Genomic DNA, 15,549 nt, shown 5'->3' on the forward strand with positions numbered 1-15,549 from the left:
GATACGGTCATCCCGACCGCGACATAAGAATCTCATCCAGATTGTCGCCGCCGTCTCATCCTGATCGCCGCGCTATAGGCTTGTGGCCGTCATGTGCCAGGTAGCACGTTTTCAGGGTCGCGTCGTGAATGATATCGCGATCTCCTTTGGACCACTCCTCAAGAAAATCGATCGCGTCTTCCAGGTTCGTGATTTCGAGGACCAGATCCTTCCTTTCACGCAGGTAAACTGGTCGGTCAAACAATGTGCATTTCTACCTCACTGAATTCGTTGGTTTTCAACAAGGAAAGCGCTTTTGGATGGCGCCCGTCGAAGATTTATTTTCGCGGCTTGGCGAGTTCAAGGGGTAGAGCGCGCATCATGCATCCGCGCTTCTATGCAAACTCAAAGGTCCGGGGCGGACCGCGGGTTCGAGAGCATGGCCGCGCTCTTTCGAACTGACCGGCGAGTTGAAAAAGAGCTGGCTCATCGCCGAAGCGAGCGACGATGTTGAAGGCATGAAACGAGATTACGCTTCAGCGTGTCCAACACTGGAACGCATCCGGCCTTCCGGGTGACAAGAGCTCGCTCGGCTGCCGGCGAGCGGCTCCGGTCAGGGTGGCGCATCCGGTGACCGTCATGGGTGTGAGGAACCATAGGCACCGCACCAAGTTTATCCCGGCGGCGGCTGGTACCTCCCCCTTTTGCCGCGATCCGATTGCACGCTGAAATTTTCCTACTCTCGTCGGCGGATTGGCAACCGCATGTCCCATTTTCGTCGCGGGCCTTCCTCCAACGGTGTCTTCTGCCACTGTTCCCCTACGCGAAGATCGTCGATCTGGGAAGGCAGTCGATCACAATCGCCTTAGTCGTGGTTGCCGCAGCCCACGGAGATAATCCGGCTCTTGAAGATCGAATTTCGCAAAATTACATCGTTTTGCGCGCGTTCACAGCGCGCGTGAACACCGTCGATCAAGCTTCATTCGTGGAGGTTGTCATGGAAAATGGACTGATGGAAAGCAAGAAAGCACAGGATTGGCTCAATCTGGTTCTCGCAGTCGCCCTGTTCGTCTCACCTTGGGTGCTCGGCTTCGCCGGTGAAACCGTACCGGCGTGGAACGCATGGATTGTCGGAATCTTGCTCGCCGCTCTGGCGGTTGCCGCTCTGTCGGCGTTTGCTGAGTGGGAAGAGTGGTCGAGCCTGGTACTCGGGGTTTGGCTGATCGTCTCGCCCTGGCTGCTTCAATTCGCGGCGAACATGAACGCGATGTGGACCCACGTGGTCCTTGGAGCGTTCGTCGCCGCCGTGTCGGCCTGGGCGCTTTGGGACAATCGGCAGAACCCGCATGCCCACGCATGATCGAGAATTGGAGTACGGCCCGCCGTCTCAGCGGCGGGCTCAGACTGCTGACAAACCCGTCGATATTTTCGGCGGGTTTTTGTTTTGGGGTTTGCGCTGTCGAGTGGATTGCGGCGGCTTGTATGTGTCGTCGCGGCGCGCATGACGTTTACTCAGGCGGGGCTTGGGTTCGGGGCCCTGGTCAGAGGAAGAACCTGATTAAGTGCAAAACGACAGGACCTTCGCCATGACACATCATTCGATCACAAACGAGATCGGCAAGCTTTCGAAGCATCGGATGTGGGCCGGAAATCTCAAGCCGCTAACACGCGCCACGCAAAGGGGCGCATCGTTTGGCGATCGCCGGCCGTGAAATGCTCCAAGGCCCGAGGCTGTCTGTACTTACTCGAGAATCTTGGGGACCAGGAAGAAGTTGCGCTCACTGAAAGGTGCATTCGCCACGATCTCTTCGGCATGATTGCCTTCGGTCACGACGTCCTGGCGCATTTTCATGGTTGTTGGCACAACCGAGGTCATCGGAGGGATGCCTTCGACATCAACCTCCAAAAGTTGCTCGATGAAGGTCAGAATTTCGTTCAGCTCGCCACACATTTTTTCAGCCTCGTCTTCGCTGAGTGCGAGACGGGCAAGGCGGGCAATACGTCTAATGGTCGCGATATCTATCGACATAGGCTGCGTCCGATTTGATGGCTTCTGTCGCTTGCGCAAGATTTTGCCGATCTGATCCTTCTGCCGCTAGCACTGACTGCCTAACAGAAATCTGGCAAGTCAATCTCGCCGGCCCGCTGCATTCCGTTCGCTATACGCATCAGCGCCTGATCCGGCCGAACGAATGGCGCCGTATTGAAGGTGAGTTCAAGCTGCACTGAGATTTGCGAAAATTCTGTAAGGCAGCACTTGAAGCCGGATTTCACAAATACCAGATCATCTGCCGCCAGCCGCTGACAACAGGGCCGGCAATGCTGGAAGCGCCGTCTTTCGGCGCTCCATACCCATGTTGCTTTCAGGAGGATATGGCTATGGCAACATCTTATGACTACACACCTCTCTTCCGATCGAGCGTTGGCTTCGACCGGCTCTTCAATCTTCTGGAAAACGCCCAGCGCGACCGTTCGATCAGCGATTGGCCGCCTTATGACATCGTCAAGACAGGTGACGACAGCTACCGCATCTCGATTGCGGTTGCCGGCTTCTCCGAGGGCGAGCTCGACATCACATTCCAGACCAATCTTCTCACCGTTACAGGCAAGAAGCAGGATTCTCCGCCCGACGCCTATCTGCACCGAGGCATCGCCGGCCGACCGTTCGAACATCGTTTCGAGCTTGCCGACCATGTCAGGGCGAGTGGAGCGGGATTGAGCAATGGTCTGCTGACCATCGATCTCGTCCGGGAAATTCCCGAGGCATTGAAACCGCGCAAGATCAGCATTGAAAGCGGTTCCGCCCTTGGACGGCCGGACGCCGCGCCGCAGATCGGAGCCAAGAGCGCCGCGTAAACGAAAACATCGGATATGGGCGTCGCTCCGATGGCGCCCATGGGCACACCGGGTTGGAAAGGAGAGAGTTATGAAACCCGATGTTCAAGAAATCTGTGCGTATTCTCGTCGGTATTGGATTCCCGACGGAAGTGAGAAGCGTGATGGACGCTTACCGACATCTAGTCGAGTGGCCGATATCGCTCAGGGATGGTCCGCATTCGGTTGCGCTCAAGGCATGCCGCGCTGCCTTGCGCGGCGAGATCGAAGCTGAGACCGCACGCGGGTTGTTTGCCGCCTTTGCGGAAAAACACGACCTGCTTGCGCCGGAAACTGACCCGGTAACGGCGACTTATCCGAGGTGGAGTCGGGATCCACACGTAAGCTGAGGTGAACCGATGATGGACCATATGTTTAAGCAGATTGCCGCAACTGCCGTGAACATCGGACCGGAAGTTCTAGCATCTCACTGGCCGTTTCGACGTCCAATGGATGTGGTGAAGGCTCCTGCACTTTCTGTCGATGATAAACGGGCCATTCTTGCCGCGTGGGCTTCGGACTTTTACGCGATAGATTCGAAGCCAGCTCTCCGTCATATGCCAGGAACGCCTGAGCCGGTTTCAATCGATGAGGTTCGGTCTGCCCTGCGAGAGCTCGATTCGCGGTACGATATCTGACGGAGTTGCCAGCTTTCCGACGGGCGGTTCTCATATGAGGCGGCCCGTCAAACATATACGGACTGGGAATTCAGTTCCCATCGAAAGAATGCCTTCTTCAGACGGCACGGTGCCAGCTTTCGCTTTTCATTATTGTTCCGGCGGCCGCTTTTAGGCCTGGAGGAGCGGTAGGCTGTGGTGCGGTTGAGGCATCCTCTCCTGGCTGATGGTCTCGCCCTGGCTGCTTCAATTCGCGGCGAACATGAACGCGATGTGGACCCATGTGGTCCTCGGCGTGCTCGTCACCGCCGTGTCAGCCCGGGCACTCTGGGACTATCGGCGGAACCCGCATGCACATGTATGATCGAGAAAAAGGAGAGCACGGCCCGCCGCTTCAGCGGCGGGGTCTTCCGGATTGGCGATGCCGATCGATGCGCCGATCGCGCAGCAACCGGGATTGAATGGTAGAGCTCGCCGGCGATATCAACGAAAACTAAGGACGGCGGCTCCTGTCGTCTACGACGGTGCAATTCAGTTTCTGTCGCTTTGCGTAGGCAATGGCGGCATCGCGGGTTGGGAAATGCAGTTCAACCTGAGTCAGCGTGTCACTCGCGCCAGTGTAGCCCATCAGACAGTCGATGACGGGTGGGGCTTGCCGTTCGAATACCAAGGGTCGCCCCGAGACGCGCGCCGAAGTCATCACAGAGCGTGACGGGCGAAAAATGCGTGCTACGGGATCAATGTTTGGTCGTGGGCAGTTGATGTCAATCGCCAGGGGCTGGCTGGTGCTGACGTGCTCCGCAAACTTCCGGTCAGCGCGGCCGGATTGTCTGTCTCGCGCAAGGGGTTCCGTCAACCACGTCATCGGTTTTTGCCACGCGAATAACCAGCCGGGCACGTTGGCACCCGGCTGGCTTGCGGCGGTCGGTATTATTTGGTGCTGTCGATCGTGATCCGCTTGACGTTGGCTCGCGCCTTTTCGGTCTTCGGCAGCGTCAAGGTGAGCAGACCGTTCTTGAACGTTGCGGCGACCTTGTCCTCATCGACTTGGCGACCAAGGGACAGCCGCCGTTCGAAGCGCCCGTAGTAGCGCTCGCTGAACCGGCGATCCTTGTCCTCAGTCTCCGATTTGTTCTCGCCGCGAAGCGTAAGCACGCCATCTTCCAGCAGCACCTCGATGTTGTCTGGATCGACGCCTGGTACCTCCGCGATCAGGCGGATTTCGTTGTCATTCTCCTCGATTTCCACGTGCGGCCACGAACCATTGAAGGGCGACGTGCCACCAAGCAACGATGGCGGGCCGAAGCCGCGGAAGACTTCGTCGAACAGACGGTTGACATTGCGGTGAAGCGATAGAAATGGATCCATGTCATCACCGCGATAGCTGTTCGGGAGCTGGCTGCTGCCACGGCTCCACGGGATCAGGTCACGTACACTCATGGCTCATCCTTTCGTCGTTTCTTTCCTTCCTCCTTGGCGAAGCTGCTTTCCTTCACCTGTTGGCAACGGCGAGAATCAAGCAGCATGTTCTCAATCAAGCCGCCTTGTCGCCTTCGATCTGCTTTGAGGCAGGCTTCGTCATTTCGGATTTGATGGCGATCCGACGCGGCTTCATCTCCTCGGGTATCTCCTTCTTGAGATCGATGACGAGTAGCCCGTTTTCGAGCTTTGCGCCCTCGACGATGACGTGATCGGCGAGTTCGAATCGCCGAACAAATGGTCGTACAGGAAGCGCATGATGGAGGTATTGTACCTCTTCGTCCTCCGATTTCACGCCGTTGACCACCAGCATGTTCGCTTCATGGGTGATCGTCAGTTCGTCCTCGGCGAAACCCGCCGCCGCGATAGCGATTCGGTAGGCATTTTCGCCAAGTTTGACGATGTTGTAGGGCGGCCAGTTGTCAGCGTTGAGGCTGGCGTTCTCGAGCAGGTCGAAGATGCGGTCAAAGCCGATGCTTGACCTGTAGAAGGGGGCAAAGTCGAGGTTTGTTCTCATAGCTACATCCTCCGTAGAGCAACATAGACACGAGGGAGCGCCAAGAAGCTCGGCGCTCCCTGACTGGTGTCGACCCACCTGGGCGTCGACAAGGATGAGGTGGGGATCACGATATCTTGCGTCAAGAGGGAGCAAGAGTTTTCGAGCGGCGGCTCCGCGAAATAGTCTCATGAATTCATGCCAGTAGCACTCGGTTGAGTAGAGTGCTAAAAAATTTCTGATCCCCTCTTGAAACTCGAAAAGACAAAAACCAGATCGATTTGCGCGCGATGCCGAAAGGGTCGGCGCGCCCCACGTCGGTTCGCTCCGAATGCGGCGCGGAGGACCCGTTGAAAAATCTGTTTGTCGATGAGGAGAGCGAAATGACGTTCCGTCCCTTGCATGACCGTATCCTGGTTCGCCGCATCGAGGCCGAGGAAAAGACGGCCGGCGGCATCATCATCCCAGATACGGCGAAGGAAAAGCCACAGGAAGGTGAGGTCGTTGCCGCCGGCCCGGGTGCGCGCGACGACAGCGGGCAGTTGCGACCGCTCGATGTGAAAGTGGGTGATCGCATTCTGTTCGGCAAATGGTCGGGCACCGAGATCAAGCTCAATGGCGAGGATCTTCTGATTATGAAGGAATCGGACGTGATGGGCGTGGTCGAGATCGACGCCGTAGCGAGAAACGCGGCCTAGTGCCGATCCGGACCCATGCCAGACAAGGAATGCTGCCTGAGGAAGGAGTAGAAAAATGGCTGCCAAGGAAGTGAAATTCCATTCCGACGCCCGCGAAAGGATGCTGCGCGGCGTCGACATCCTCGCCAATGCTGTCAAGGTTACGCTCGGTCCGAAGGGCCGTAACGTCGTGATCGACAAGTCATACGGCGCGCCCCGCATCACCAAGGACGGCGTCACCGTCGCCAAGGAGATCGAGCTTGAGGACAAGTTCGAGAATATGGGCGCACAGATGGTGCGGGAGGTTGCCTCGAAGACCAGTGACATCGCTGGTGACGGTACCACCACCGCTACTGTTCTCGCTCAGGCGATCGTCAAGGAAGGTGCGAAGGCTGTGGCGTCGGGCATGAACCCGATGGACCTCAAGCGCGGCATCGACAAAGCAGTCGAAGCAGTGGTCGAGGAACTGCGGCGGAACGCCCGTAAAGTCACCAGGAACGACGAGATCGCCCAGGTTGGCACCATCTCGGCCAATGGCGACACCGAGATTGGCCGCTTCCTCGCAGAAGCGATGGAAAAGGTCGGCAACGAAGGAGTGATCACCGTCGAGGAAGCCAAGACCGCGGTGACGGAGCTGGAAGTCGTCGAAGGCATGCAGTTCGATCGCGGTTATCTCTCGCCGTATTTCGTCACCAACCCCGAGAAGATGCGGGTTGAGTTCGAGGAACCCTACATCCTGATCCACGAAAAGAAGCTCTCGAACCTGCAGACATTGCTGCCGGTTCTCGAAGCGGTCGTTCAATCTGGAAAGCCGCTGCTGATTATCGCCGAGGATGTCGAAGGTGAGGCGCTGGCGACGCTTGTAGTCAACAAGCTGCGCGGCGGCCTGAAGGTGGCTGCCGTCAAAGCGCCGGGCTTCGGCGACCGCCGCAAAGCGATGCTGGAGGACATAGCGATCCTGACTGGCGGAACCGCGATCTCTGAAGATCTCGGTATCAAGCTCGAGAACGTGACCCTCAATATGCTTGGCCGCGCCAAGAAGGTCGTCGTCGAAAAAGATAACACGACGATCGTCGACGGCTCTGGCTCGAAGACTGAGATTGAGGGCCGCGTCGCGCAGATCAAGGCGCAGATCGAGGAAACCACGTCGGACTACGATCGCGAGAAGTTGCAGGAGCGGCTGGCCAAGCTTGCCGGCGGCGTTGCCGTCATCCGCGTCGGAGGCTCAACCGAGGTTGAGGTGAAGGAACGCAAGGACCGCGTCGACGACGCTATGCATGCCACGCGGGCGGCCGTCGAGGAAGGCGTGCTGCCGGGCGGTGGTGTCGCTTTGCTGAGGGCCGTCAAAGCACTGGACAACACTCAGACCGAGAATACCGACCAGAGGCACGGCATCGACCTCGTTCGCCGCGCGATCGAAGCGCCGGTGCGCCAGATCGCCGAGAACGCGGGTGCCGAAGGCTCGATCATTGTCGGCAAGCTGCGCGAGAAGACCGATTTTGGCTATGGCTGGAACGCCCAGACCAACGAGTTCGGTGATCTTTACGCTCAGGGCGTGATCGACCCGGTCAAGGTCGTTCGCACCGCGCTGCAGGACGCGGCCTCGGTCGCCGGCCTACTGATCACCACCGAGGCAATGGTCGCCGAGAAGCCGAAGAAGGATGAACCGCACCCGCCGATGCCGGGAGGTGGCATGGACTTCTGACAGAAACGACAAGTCCGCGCCCCGACGGGGCGCGGACGGACGGTAGATATGTGAAGTAAGCGATGCGTAATGGATGCGGCGTTTAGACGTCGGACTGGTGCTGGTTGGCAGGAGCCAAAATCGTGACCCCAATGAGGCTGCACCCGAGGGCTCGCCCCTGCACCGAAGGAGGATCTGAAGAATTCGGGGCCAAACATGACCACGCGTTCGTCGAAATATGTTGGCGTATTCGCCGCACTCGTCCTCATCCTGGTTCCTGCGCCGTTACCGGCGGCGCGGCCGCAGTGGTCGGCAAGCACCCAACCATCGCTCGCCGATGTCTTGGAGAAGGTCACGCCGGCGGTCGTCAACATTGCAGTAAGGTCTCGCGCTTCCGCCGAAACCAATCCTCTTTACAACGATCCCTTCTTCCGCCGCTATTTCAATCTGCCTGAGCAACAGCAGCGGCTGAGCGCGGGCTCCGGCGTCATCGTTGACGCCGCCAAAGGCTATATCCTCACCAATCACCATGTCGTCGCGGACGCCGGCGAGATTGCGGTAACCCTGAAGGACCGCCGCCGCTTCACGGCCGAGCTGGTGGGCAGCGACGAGGCAACCGATATCGCGTTGCTGAGGATCGCCGCTGACAAGCTGACGGCGCTTTCGTTTGGCGATTCCGGTGCGCTGCGGGTCGGCGACTCCGTTGTCGCGATCGGCAATCCGTTCGGGCTTGGCCAGACCGTCACCTCCGGCATCGTCAGCGCCCTTGGCCGTGGCGGCATCAATCTCGAGGGTTATGAGGATTTCATCCAGACGGATGCTTCGATCAATCCCGGCAACTCGGGAGGCGCACTGGTGACAACAGACGGCATGCTGGTCGGCGTCAACACCGCAATCATCGCGCCCACCGGCGGCAATGTCGGCATCGGCTTTGCGGTTCCGATCGCGATGGCGTCGGCCGTGATGGAGCAACTGATCGAGCATGGACAAGTGCGGCGCGGCCGGATCGGCATCGCCGTCCAGGACTTAACGCCAGATCTGGCCGAAGCGCTTGGCATTGCGGAAAGCTACGGCGCCGTCGTCGGCAGCGTTGAGACAGATTCCCCCGCGGAACAGGCGGGCCTTCGAGCTGGCGATGTCATCATCGCCGTCAACAATCGGAAAATCACGGGCTCGGCAGATCTTCGCAATCGTGTCGGCCTGGCTCAGGTCGGATCGGAAGTCGAAATCGAATATCTGCGCGATCGGGTTCGCAGAACGGTGACAATGCGCGTCGAGCCGGACGAGACAATTGCCAAGCCTGGCTCCAAGTCCTCCCGCCTTGAGGGCGCTGAGTTCCAGGATGCGGCCGGCAACGTGGTTGTTTCCAGCGTTGAAGATGGAAGTGCCGCCGCCCGAGCCGGTCTGCGCATGGGCGACGTGATCGTTGCTGCCAATCGGCGGCCCATCTCGACAGTGGCGGAACTCGAGACAGCGTTAAAGAACGCCAGTGGCACGATCGCGCTCGATCTGTTTCGCGCCGGGTCGAAACACGTGCTGGTGATCCGGTAGGTGGTTGCCCGCCGCATGACGTTGACATCCAATGTCGCTTGAATGGAGGAAAACGATGGAACACGATTGCTTTCGACATCTCCTCACAATCCTTGTGGGGCTCGGATTTCCGAGCTGAGATTCACGGTCTGAGAAGACTATGCCTGGCTGAACGAGTGGCCGCCATCGAAACGAAATGCAACCCACGCCATCGCGCTCAATGCCTGCAGGGCAGCACTTGCAGGCGAGATTGATGTCGAGACCGCTCGCGGGACGTTTGTCGCCCTCGCGCGACGGGCCAATCTTCTCGCACCAGACACTGAGGCGATCGTCGCCGGTGGCGGAGCCGGTGCGGGTGCCCAAGCCGGAAACAGTAAATCGATGATGGCTGGGACCGGATAGGTGACGAGCGATATTCAATTTCCCGTTCCGTCTTAGCTCTACCGTTGAGCGGGTTGTCGCCAATTCCTGCGAAGCGCTGGAGTGCCTTCGCGACCAGTGGCCCGAAGGCGCAAGGGGGTGAGCCTATCGCGCAGCCTGTCGGGTCTGCCGCGAAGACGGCTGGAGGCGGCCGCAAGAAGCAAGACGGGCATTCGTGAAGGCGGGACGACGCGCCGGGCTGCTACGTTCCGGCTAGATCTAAAGTGCCGCGTATTAATGAAGGATCCTCCCCTCCGCGCCGCGTCTGAGACCGGCCGACACGCCTGGAAGTGGCTCGAAAGTCGCACAACAATTCCAACTGAAACACCGATTGGAGTCTAAGCGCCCGTGCCCCAGCCCCTTGCAACGCCGTTGCAGGGCATAGGGATTTCAATAAGTGGATGGAAAACGACGAAATGCTCTGACGATGGGGACTGAAGCTCGACTCTCCTGCCGTTCTAGGAAGCTGTCCTTCCAGGTGACCGGTCATTAAGGAGTTGAGAAATTGCCGTCGTCAATTGTGCCATGGCAAAGGGCTTCTCAATCATGATGCTGTTCGGGACGCCTTTTGACGCCCAATGAAGGGCACTGTCTCCACTGACGTAGACGACGGGCATCTCGGGGTCGTTCTCCCTGGCGTGACGTGCGACATCCCAACCGTCCGGTGGCTCGCGGAACCGAATATCAGTGATTAGGCCTTGAATGGATGAACCTTCGGCATTCAAGCGGGTTATTGCCTCCCCGCCCGCCGAGACAGCGACAACGTCGAATCCCGCCTCAGTGAGTGCGTGTTCGAAATCAAGCCGTAACAGCGCCTCAACTTCGGCTAGCAAAATGACGGTGGGTTCCATTCTCAAGGCCGCGAGCATGTCCGATGCGGATGAACGCCGAAGGAGGCAAAGGGTTCCTTTTTTGGAGCCGAAGGTCATCCGGGAGTCCTGCCCTACAGGCTTTTCGTGAACGCATCGGAGAGGACAGCGCACGGCGTCATCGACTACAAGGATCCCGGCGCTTGGATCGGGCACCATGACATCGCCATGAGCTGGCCCGAAATGACCGCGTTGCATGCCGCCGCGACGTTGGCGGAAGTCATCTTTCTCTGCCCGCTGACATCCGAAATCCAGGCCTGGAATAAGAGCTCGGCGCTGACCGCAAGAAGTTCGTGACGGGAATATGTTTGCAGGCGGATTCCAGAGGCTGAGTGGCTGGTCGGAATGAATGACTGGGTGGGTCACGAGTTCCGACGTTCCAATATTCACGATGGCGATGTAAAATTGTGAGCCATTCTTACATCTGGGCACCTCGGAGGTTGCCGGGAGAACTGCTTGTCTCCCCTATCCCCCAGGGCGAGCAAGGCTTGGCAGGGCCGCGGCATGATGGCTATGGATGAGACGCGAGAACCCACCCGACGCGATTTTCTCTATCTGGTGACAGCCATGGCAGGGGTAGTGGGTGTTGGGGCCGCCTCCTGGCCATTCATCGATCAGATGCGTCCTGACGCGTCGACGCGCGCGATGGCCTCTATCGAGGTGGACGTATCCTCGCTCGTCGAGGGTATGTCACTGACCGTCAAATGGCGCGGTCGCCCGGTTTTCATTCGCAACCGCACCCAGAAGGAGATCGAGGCGGCAAGGGCGACCGCGCTTGACGATCTCAAGGACCCCTTGGCTCGGAATGCCAATCTTGCCGATGATCAGCACGCGACCGCTGTTGCCCGCTCTGCCGGGGAGGGGAAGGAGAAGTGGATCGTGATGATCGGGGTTTGCACGCATCTCGGCTGCGTGCCTCTAGGGCAGGCGGGTGATTTCGGAGGCTGGTTCTGCCCGTGCCACGGATCGCACTATGATACTGCCGGTCGCGTCCGCAAGGGGCCCGCACCGGAGAACCTCGCGATCCCCCGCTTCGAGTTCATCTCCGAATCTGTTGTCCGGATCGGATAAGCCGCGCAAGTGCAACAATCGCGACCACCACGTTTGCCGTGTCGCCGATCGGGTTATTCCGCGGGACGCCGCGACGGCTTTGTTGCCCCGAAATCGCTGCACATCACGGACAGGCTCGGGAAGGTCACTCAATAAGGGCGGCTAATACGTGATCGAACCACCCAGGGGCAACATTACAGGATCTCCGGGCTGAGCATGCTCACGGCATTATCTACTGGAATGCGCTTAGAACGGCCAGAAGCCGGCAAGGTAGGTCGCTATATCGTTCAGCCAAACCATCGTGTCATGATACCAGGCCATGATCGCTTCATAAGCAATCTGGACGAAACCTAGAAGCATCACAAACACGATAACCGCGCCGAAGAACTTAACGAACCCCTCGTCGCCTTTGGGGTCGTTGCTCTGGATGACGTATTGTTGGCGATTATCGTTCAGCATATCCCTTTAACGGTCCCGATCGTCGCGGTCGCGTTCCTTCTGTTCAGTCTGTTCCCGCTCAAGCTCCTCCAGACGAGGAGTATGCTGTTGTGCGGGGTCAGTCCGTGTCGTCTCGGCGCTACGCTGCGCGGCTTCCCGATCTTTATTTAGACGATCTTGCAGGCGACTTGTAGCCTCGACGGCTGATGCGAGATCGTGGGCTTCCCGCGCGTCATTATCGAGAGGCGGCCGATCTTCCGCCTCGTTGCGTGGATCGCGTTGTTCGACGGTGGACGGCTTATCGTTCGGTTCTGTCGGACGACCGGTATTGGTTTCAGCCTGATCGATAGCCCGCTGCGGTTCGGCATCATGCTCACCCACTTCTCCGGCCTCGATCCGATCGAGACCTTCGCGGTAATGGTCTATGTCGACTCTAGGGCATCGTTGCCGGCCTCGACGACGGCTCGACCGTGTTTAGCAACCGCCGCGTCCCATTCGGCATTGGCTGGATCACGCGGCGCGTCGCGCCGTTCCTTCACGCCCTGCTCAGCCAAAGCCTCCTTGCGCTGCTCGTAAAGCTCTACCAGCTCACGGTTCTGGTTGACGAAATCTCGGGCCAGGCCCGCGACTTCATCAAAGTCAGCCCGATCCTCTGGCGCGACGGAGCGCTCAAGCTTGAACAAGGCCGTCTCGACCTTTTTCTCGTAAACCTCAAAATCCGCTCGTGACGTTTCGCGCAATTCCTGACCCTCCAGAACCATTTCCTCCAATGTAACCAAATTGGTGCGGAAATTCGATTACGGTGGCTCTGGTTTCCGTCGGCGTCTCAGAAAGTCCAGATTGCAAGTATTCTCCGTATCTTGAGGCATAGGCTACGATATGGTGATCCCCGCTCACTCGGGCGATCGTCTGCCATGACTTCTGCGCCTTTATGATGTATTTTTGGCTCCTGTCAGTTTTCGCAGTTGTGCGACGGCAGCTGCGCTTTGCGTCATATCGCGCCTGTGCCGCTTCGCTCGTGCCGACATGCTCCGTGCGACCTTCCCGGCTTACCGGTCGAACCTGTGTGCGGGTGAATGCCGGTGGGCTGGCAAACTCGCGCCGATCGGTCATCTCCATCTCGATGCCATGATCGCGCGCCTTCTCGGCCATCACTGTTCGCCATTCCCGGAACACAGCCGGCGTCGTTTCAATGCGATCACCGGAATCTGATTTCATCGCGACGATCACATGAGCATGAACATGCGGACGCTTGCCACCCTCACCTTCTTCCTTCGGGTCGCTCTCCGGATCGTGCATGGAAAAGACATAACGGTGTCCGGCAAACTGGTGCGCAAGGAACTCGCGCACCGCGCCCTCGAATGCCGCAACGTCAGTTCCGGCCCGCGCCGACATGATGACATGCATCACGTCGCGGCTCTTCCGGCTGTGCAACTCGCCGCGCCATTCCTTTTGTACCAGGTCACTCGCTGCCTTCTCGTCAGCGATTCGACGACCGCGTTCGTCGCGGAGATCCTGATGCCGATCGACCAGGTCGCGCAGACGGCCGGCGCCGAACTCGACGCCATTCCCGTAGCCATGAAACGAGAACTTCGCCTCTGCCTCACGAGCAGCCGCACTAACATCGTATCGGCTCTGGATGATTGCTGCCGCGTTGGCGTCGCCTGTTAGCCGCTCTCCCTGCCCGCTCCTGAGCACTACGAGCCCTTGAACCGTCAGAGAACCGTCGTCGTGCTTCTCCACGGCATAGGCATAACGGCGATCGCCAAAGCCACTCGATAACGCGCTTCGCACCAACTCGTGCATTGCCGCATCGGATGCGAAGGCCGAAGTCGCGATCTCAACTGTGAAACTTCCGATGTCTCGACTTTCTGCCCGGTTCTGAAAAAGGTGATCCCAATCTCCCCGGATCCGCGCCAGCTCCTCACGCCCTTCGAGGACCCTACCGTTCTCATTCTCCACCTTCAGCTCGCCGCCGCGGGATACGTAATTCAGCATCGCACCGACACGAGCGCCGCCGCCATAGGACGCCATTTTCACGACGGCCGGTTGGCTGCCCTTCGCAACTGCCGCCAACCTGACCTCCATCGGACGGCTCGTCGCTTTTGCTGGCACAACTGGTGATCGAGGCCCGCCACCTCCTCGGGCGGCGGTTCCGGCGCCCGCACTCCCACCGCCACCGGCGACGCCAAGTTCCGCCAACTTCTTCAGGCGCTTCCGCATTTCTTCCTCGGCCGAAGCACGACGCCCACCAGCCGACATTTCATGCAACAGCGCTGCGCGCCGCTGCTCCCACTCATTGGTGAATGTGCCGAAGAAGATTTCCAAGCGCTACTTCTCGCCTCGGCGCTGATAACCAGCTCGCCGGGTCAGGCCACGGAGCTCGCTCATGACGGCGGCCTGCACCCGCTGCACGTTCTCAAGATTGATGTCCATTTCGCTCGGGTGGACACCCCGACCGCTATTCAGCGCCCTCGCGACTTGGTTCAGGTTGATGCCGATCATCCGCATGTCCTCAAGCAAGGCCGCCATAACCAAGCGATCATCGCCGGTCAGGATTGGCCGAACGACAGGTGGGCCGTGGCTCGCCGCACTTCACGTTCCGGTACACACGCTATAGATGCTTTGGAACTCAAGTTGATGTCGCTGGTTCGTGCCGTCGTATGACGTATTCTTAAAGCGTGACATCCTGGATTGGCGGGGGCTGCGATGGGTCAGAAAGCGGACGCGACGAAATCTCCCCGAACGCGCTCTGCTCCGGTTCTGGCGCGCGAAAGAGAGGTCGCGAAAACCGCGGCGATCAACGCTCTCCTCACCCGGCCAATCGGGATCCTTCCGGCGAAAGTTGGTGACCCGGTCAGACCCTTTGCGCTCGGGCTCTGGAATGACGTCCGTCCCCTGCTGAAACCGGAAGTCAGCGTCTCGGCTCTGCGCAAGGCGGTGGCAACCTATGTGCACTCGCGACGCTATCAGATGGCGGTGGCAAAGACCGGGTCCCTTCGCCATGACATCAATGGCGAGCCGGTCGAACCTGTCTCGGATGCCGACCGGATGGATGCGCTCAGCAAGTATGAAGGCTTCCAAGCGCGCGACGGATCCAGCAAGCCCAAGTCGGCATCTCCGGCTCAACCGACAAAGACGGAGGCGATCCGGAGCGCTCTTCTGAGAAGGAAGGAAAAACCGCGCTAGATACTCCCGACTTGGCAGCTCGCGGGCGGCGATCGCTGCGCATCGACAGCCGGTCCATCACGAAAATGAATCGGTCAGGCTCAATCGATTCAGAACTCTCGTTGGACGGGCGCGGCGCAACGCGCGACTCTGCGCGCATGATCATACAACGCAAAATGCAGCACGCTGATAGCGTCAGGACGCCAGGCACTCTTCACAGATCCCACAACCGTCTGAGTCCATGCTCGTCGCTGGGCGCTTCTTTTGA

At 59.1% G+C, this 15,549-nt stretch carries 17 protein-coding genes and 6 pseudogenes; 14 read left to right on the forward strand and 9 right to left on the reverse strand.

The features are described from left to right. Positions 1-73: 73 nt before the first annotated feature. Positions 74-244, reverse strand: a pseudogene (locus AC3WWH_RS34130) (DUF982 domain-containing protein); the annotation flags it as partial. A gap of 732 nt (positions 245-976) precedes the next feature. On the opposite strand from AC3WWH_RS34130, the gene AC3WWH_RS34135 reads away from it, so the two are divergent. Next, positions 977-1,339 (forward strand): SPW repeat protein, encoded by a 363-nt coding sequence (locus tag AC3WWH_RS34135; RefSeq protein ID WP_058325140.1) that lies wholly within the window; start codon positions 977-979, stop codon positions 1,337-1,339. A 381-nt stretch (positions 1,340-1,720) separates the two neighbouring features. Here the strand turns inward: AC3WWH_RS34135 and gatC are convergent, their stop codons facing one another. Continuing rightward, the gene (gatC, locus tag AC3WWH_RS34140; RefSeq protein ID WP_058325134.1) at positions 1,721-2,008 is read right to left on the reverse strand and encodes an Asp-tRNA(Asn)/Glu-tRNA(Gln) amidotransferase subunit GatC; all 288 of its coding nucleotides are present in this window, start codon (positions 2,006-2,008) and stop codon (positions 1,721-1,723) included. Between the two features lie 86 nt (positions 2,009-2,094). On the opposite strand from gatC, the pseudogene AC3WWH_RS34145 reads away from it, so the two are divergent. The 5 genes and pseudogenes from AC3WWH_RS34145 to AC3WWH_RS34165 form a co-directional block, all read left to right on the forward strand. Continuing rightward, positions 2,095-2,208: pseudogene (locus tag AC3WWH_RS34145) on the forward strand (protein usg); the annotation flags it as partial. A gap of 150 nt (positions 2,209-2,358) precedes the next feature. Further along, entirely contained in the window at positions 2,359-2,835 is a 477-nt protein-coding gene (locus AC3WWH_RS34150) for an Hsp20 family protein (protein ID WP_058325133.1), read from the forward strand. 80 nt (positions 2,836-2,915) lie between these two features. After that, positions 2,916-3,203 carry a DUF982 domain-containing protein gene (locus AC3WWH_RS34155; RefSeq protein ID WP_492377598.1) on the forward strand — a complete coding sequence of 96 codons (288 nt, stop codon included), beginning with the start codon at positions 2,916-2,918 and terminating at the stop codon, positions 3,201-3,203. Positions 3,204-3,212: 9 nt separating this feature from the next. Continuing rightward, positions 3,213-3,491 (forward strand): hypothetical protein, encoded by a 279-nt coding sequence (locus tag AC3WWH_RS34160; protein WP_058325131.1) that lies wholly within the window; start codon positions 3,213-3,215, stop codon positions 3,489-3,491. Positions 3,492-3,690: 199 nt separating this feature from the next. Continuing rightward, positions 3,691-3,834: pseudogene (locus tag AC3WWH_RS34165) on the forward strand (SPW repeat protein); the annotation flags it as partial. Between the two features lie 129 nt (positions 3,835-3,963). On the opposite strand, the gene AC3WWH_RS34170 reads toward AC3WWH_RS34165, so the two are convergent. The 3 genes from AC3WWH_RS34170 to AC3WWH_RS34180 all read right to left on the reverse strand — a co-directional run bounded on the left by AC3WWH_RS34170 (position 3,964) and on the right by AC3WWH_RS34180 (position 5,466). Further along, entirely contained in the window at positions 3,964-4,335 is a 372-nt protein-coding gene (locus AC3WWH_RS34170; RefSeq protein ID WP_082641230.1) for an NADH dehydrogenase ubiquinone Fe-S protein 4, read from the reverse strand. A gap of 65 nt (positions 4,336-4,400) precedes the next feature. Further along, on the reverse strand, positions 4,401-4,910 hold the full coding sequence (locus AC3WWH_RS34175) for an Hsp20/alpha crystallin family protein (RefSeq protein ID WP_058325130.1): 510 nt from the start codon (positions 4,908-4,910) through the stop codon (positions 4,401-4,403). Positions 4,911-5,004: 94 nt separating this feature from the next. Further along, positions 5,005-5,466, reverse strand: a complete 462-nt coding sequence (locus AC3WWH_RS34180; RefSeq protein WP_058325129.1) for an Hsp20 family protein — start codon at positions 5,464-5,466, stop codon at positions 5,005-5,007. Between the two features lie 362 nt (positions 5,467-5,828). Between AC3WWH_RS34180 and AC3WWH_RS34185 the strand changes: the two genes are divergently transcribed. From AC3WWH_RS34185 to AC3WWH_RS34205, 5 genes and pseudogenes are all read left to right on the forward strand, one after another. Then, positions 5,829-6,143: a co-chaperone GroES gene (locus AC3WWH_RS34185; protein ID WP_058325139.1), complete on the forward strand. Its 315-nt coding sequence runs from the start codon at positions 5,829-5,831 to the stop codon at positions 6,141-6,143. Between the two features lie 55 nt (positions 6,144-6,198). Continuing rightward, entirely contained in the window at positions 6,199-7,827 is a 1,629-nt protein-coding gene (groL, locus tag AC3WWH_RS34190) for a chaperonin GroEL (protein WP_058325128.1), read from the forward strand. 195 nt (positions 7,828-8,022) lie between these two features. After that, positions 8,023-9,357 carry a Do family serine endopeptidase gene (locus tag AC3WWH_RS34195; protein WP_058325127.1) on the forward strand — a complete coding sequence of 445 codons (1,335 nt, stop codon included), beginning with the start codon at positions 8,023-8,025 and terminating at the stop codon, positions 9,355-9,357. 189 nt (positions 9,358-9,546) lie between these two features. Next, positions 9,547-9,738 (forward strand): DUF982 domain-containing protein, encoded by a 192-nt coding sequence (locus AC3WWH_RS34200; protein ID WP_492377599.1) that lies wholly within the window; start codon positions 9,547-9,549, stop codon positions 9,736-9,738. Between the two features lie 166 nt (positions 9,739-9,904). Continuing rightward, positions 9,905-9,973, forward strand: a pseudogene (locus AC3WWH_RS34205) (hypothetical protein); the annotation flags it as partial. A gap of 241 nt (positions 9,974-10,214) precedes the next feature. On the opposite strand, the gene AC3WWH_RS34210 reads toward AC3WWH_RS34205, so the two are convergent. Further along, positions 10,215-10,607, reverse strand: coding sequence for a response regulator (locus AC3WWH_RS34210; protein WP_058325138.1), 393 nt, complete (start codon positions 10,605-10,607; stop codon positions 10,215-10,217). A 105-nt stretch (positions 10,608-10,712) separates the two neighbouring features. Here AC3WWH_RS34210 and AC3WWH_RS34215 point away from each other — a divergent pair, with 105 nt between their 5' ends. After that, positions 10,713-10,922: a hypothetical protein gene (locus tag AC3WWH_RS34215; RefSeq protein ID WP_245299310.1), complete on the forward strand. Its 210-nt coding sequence runs from the start codon at positions 10,713-10,715 to the stop codon at positions 10,920-10,922. A gap of 210 nt (positions 10,923-11,132) precedes the next feature. Beyond that, a complete protein-coding gene (gene petA / locus AC3WWH_RS34220) occupies positions 11,133-11,696 on the forward strand; it encodes a ubiquinol-cytochrome c reductase iron-sulfur subunit (protein ID WP_058325137.1) in 564 nt (187 codons plus the stop codon). A gap of 225 nt (positions 11,697-11,921) precedes the next feature. Here the strand turns inward: petA and AC3WWH_RS34225 are convergent, their stop codons facing one another. The 3 genes and pseudogenes from AC3WWH_RS34225 to mobC all read right to left on the reverse strand — a co-directional run. Beyond that, on the reverse strand, positions 11,922-12,134 hold the full coding sequence (locus AC3WWH_RS34225; RefSeq protein WP_113398877.1) for a DMT family transporter: 213 nt from the start codon (positions 12,132-12,134) through the stop codon (positions 11,922-11,924). A gap of 6 nt (positions 12,135-12,140) precedes the next feature. Further along, positions 12,141-14,441 (reverse strand): annotated as a pseudogene (locus tag AC3WWH_RS34230) (conjugal transfer protein TraA). A gap of 3 nt (positions 14,442-14,444) precedes the next feature. After that, positions 14,445-14,681, reverse strand: a pseudogene (gene mobC / locus AC3WWH_RS34235) (plasmid mobilization relaxosome protein MobC); the annotation flags it as partial. Between the two features lie 141 nt (positions 14,682-14,822). Here mobC and AC3WWH_RS34240 point away from each other — a divergent pair. After that, positions 14,823-15,302, forward strand: a complete 480-nt coding sequence (locus AC3WWH_RS34240; RefSeq protein ID WP_058325125.1) for a ProQ/FINO family protein — start codon at positions 14,823-14,825, stop codon at positions 15,300-15,302. Positions 15,303-15,549 lie beyond the last annotated feature (247 nt).

The organism is Ensifer sp. EB106-03-01-XG145 (assembly GCF_058792075.1).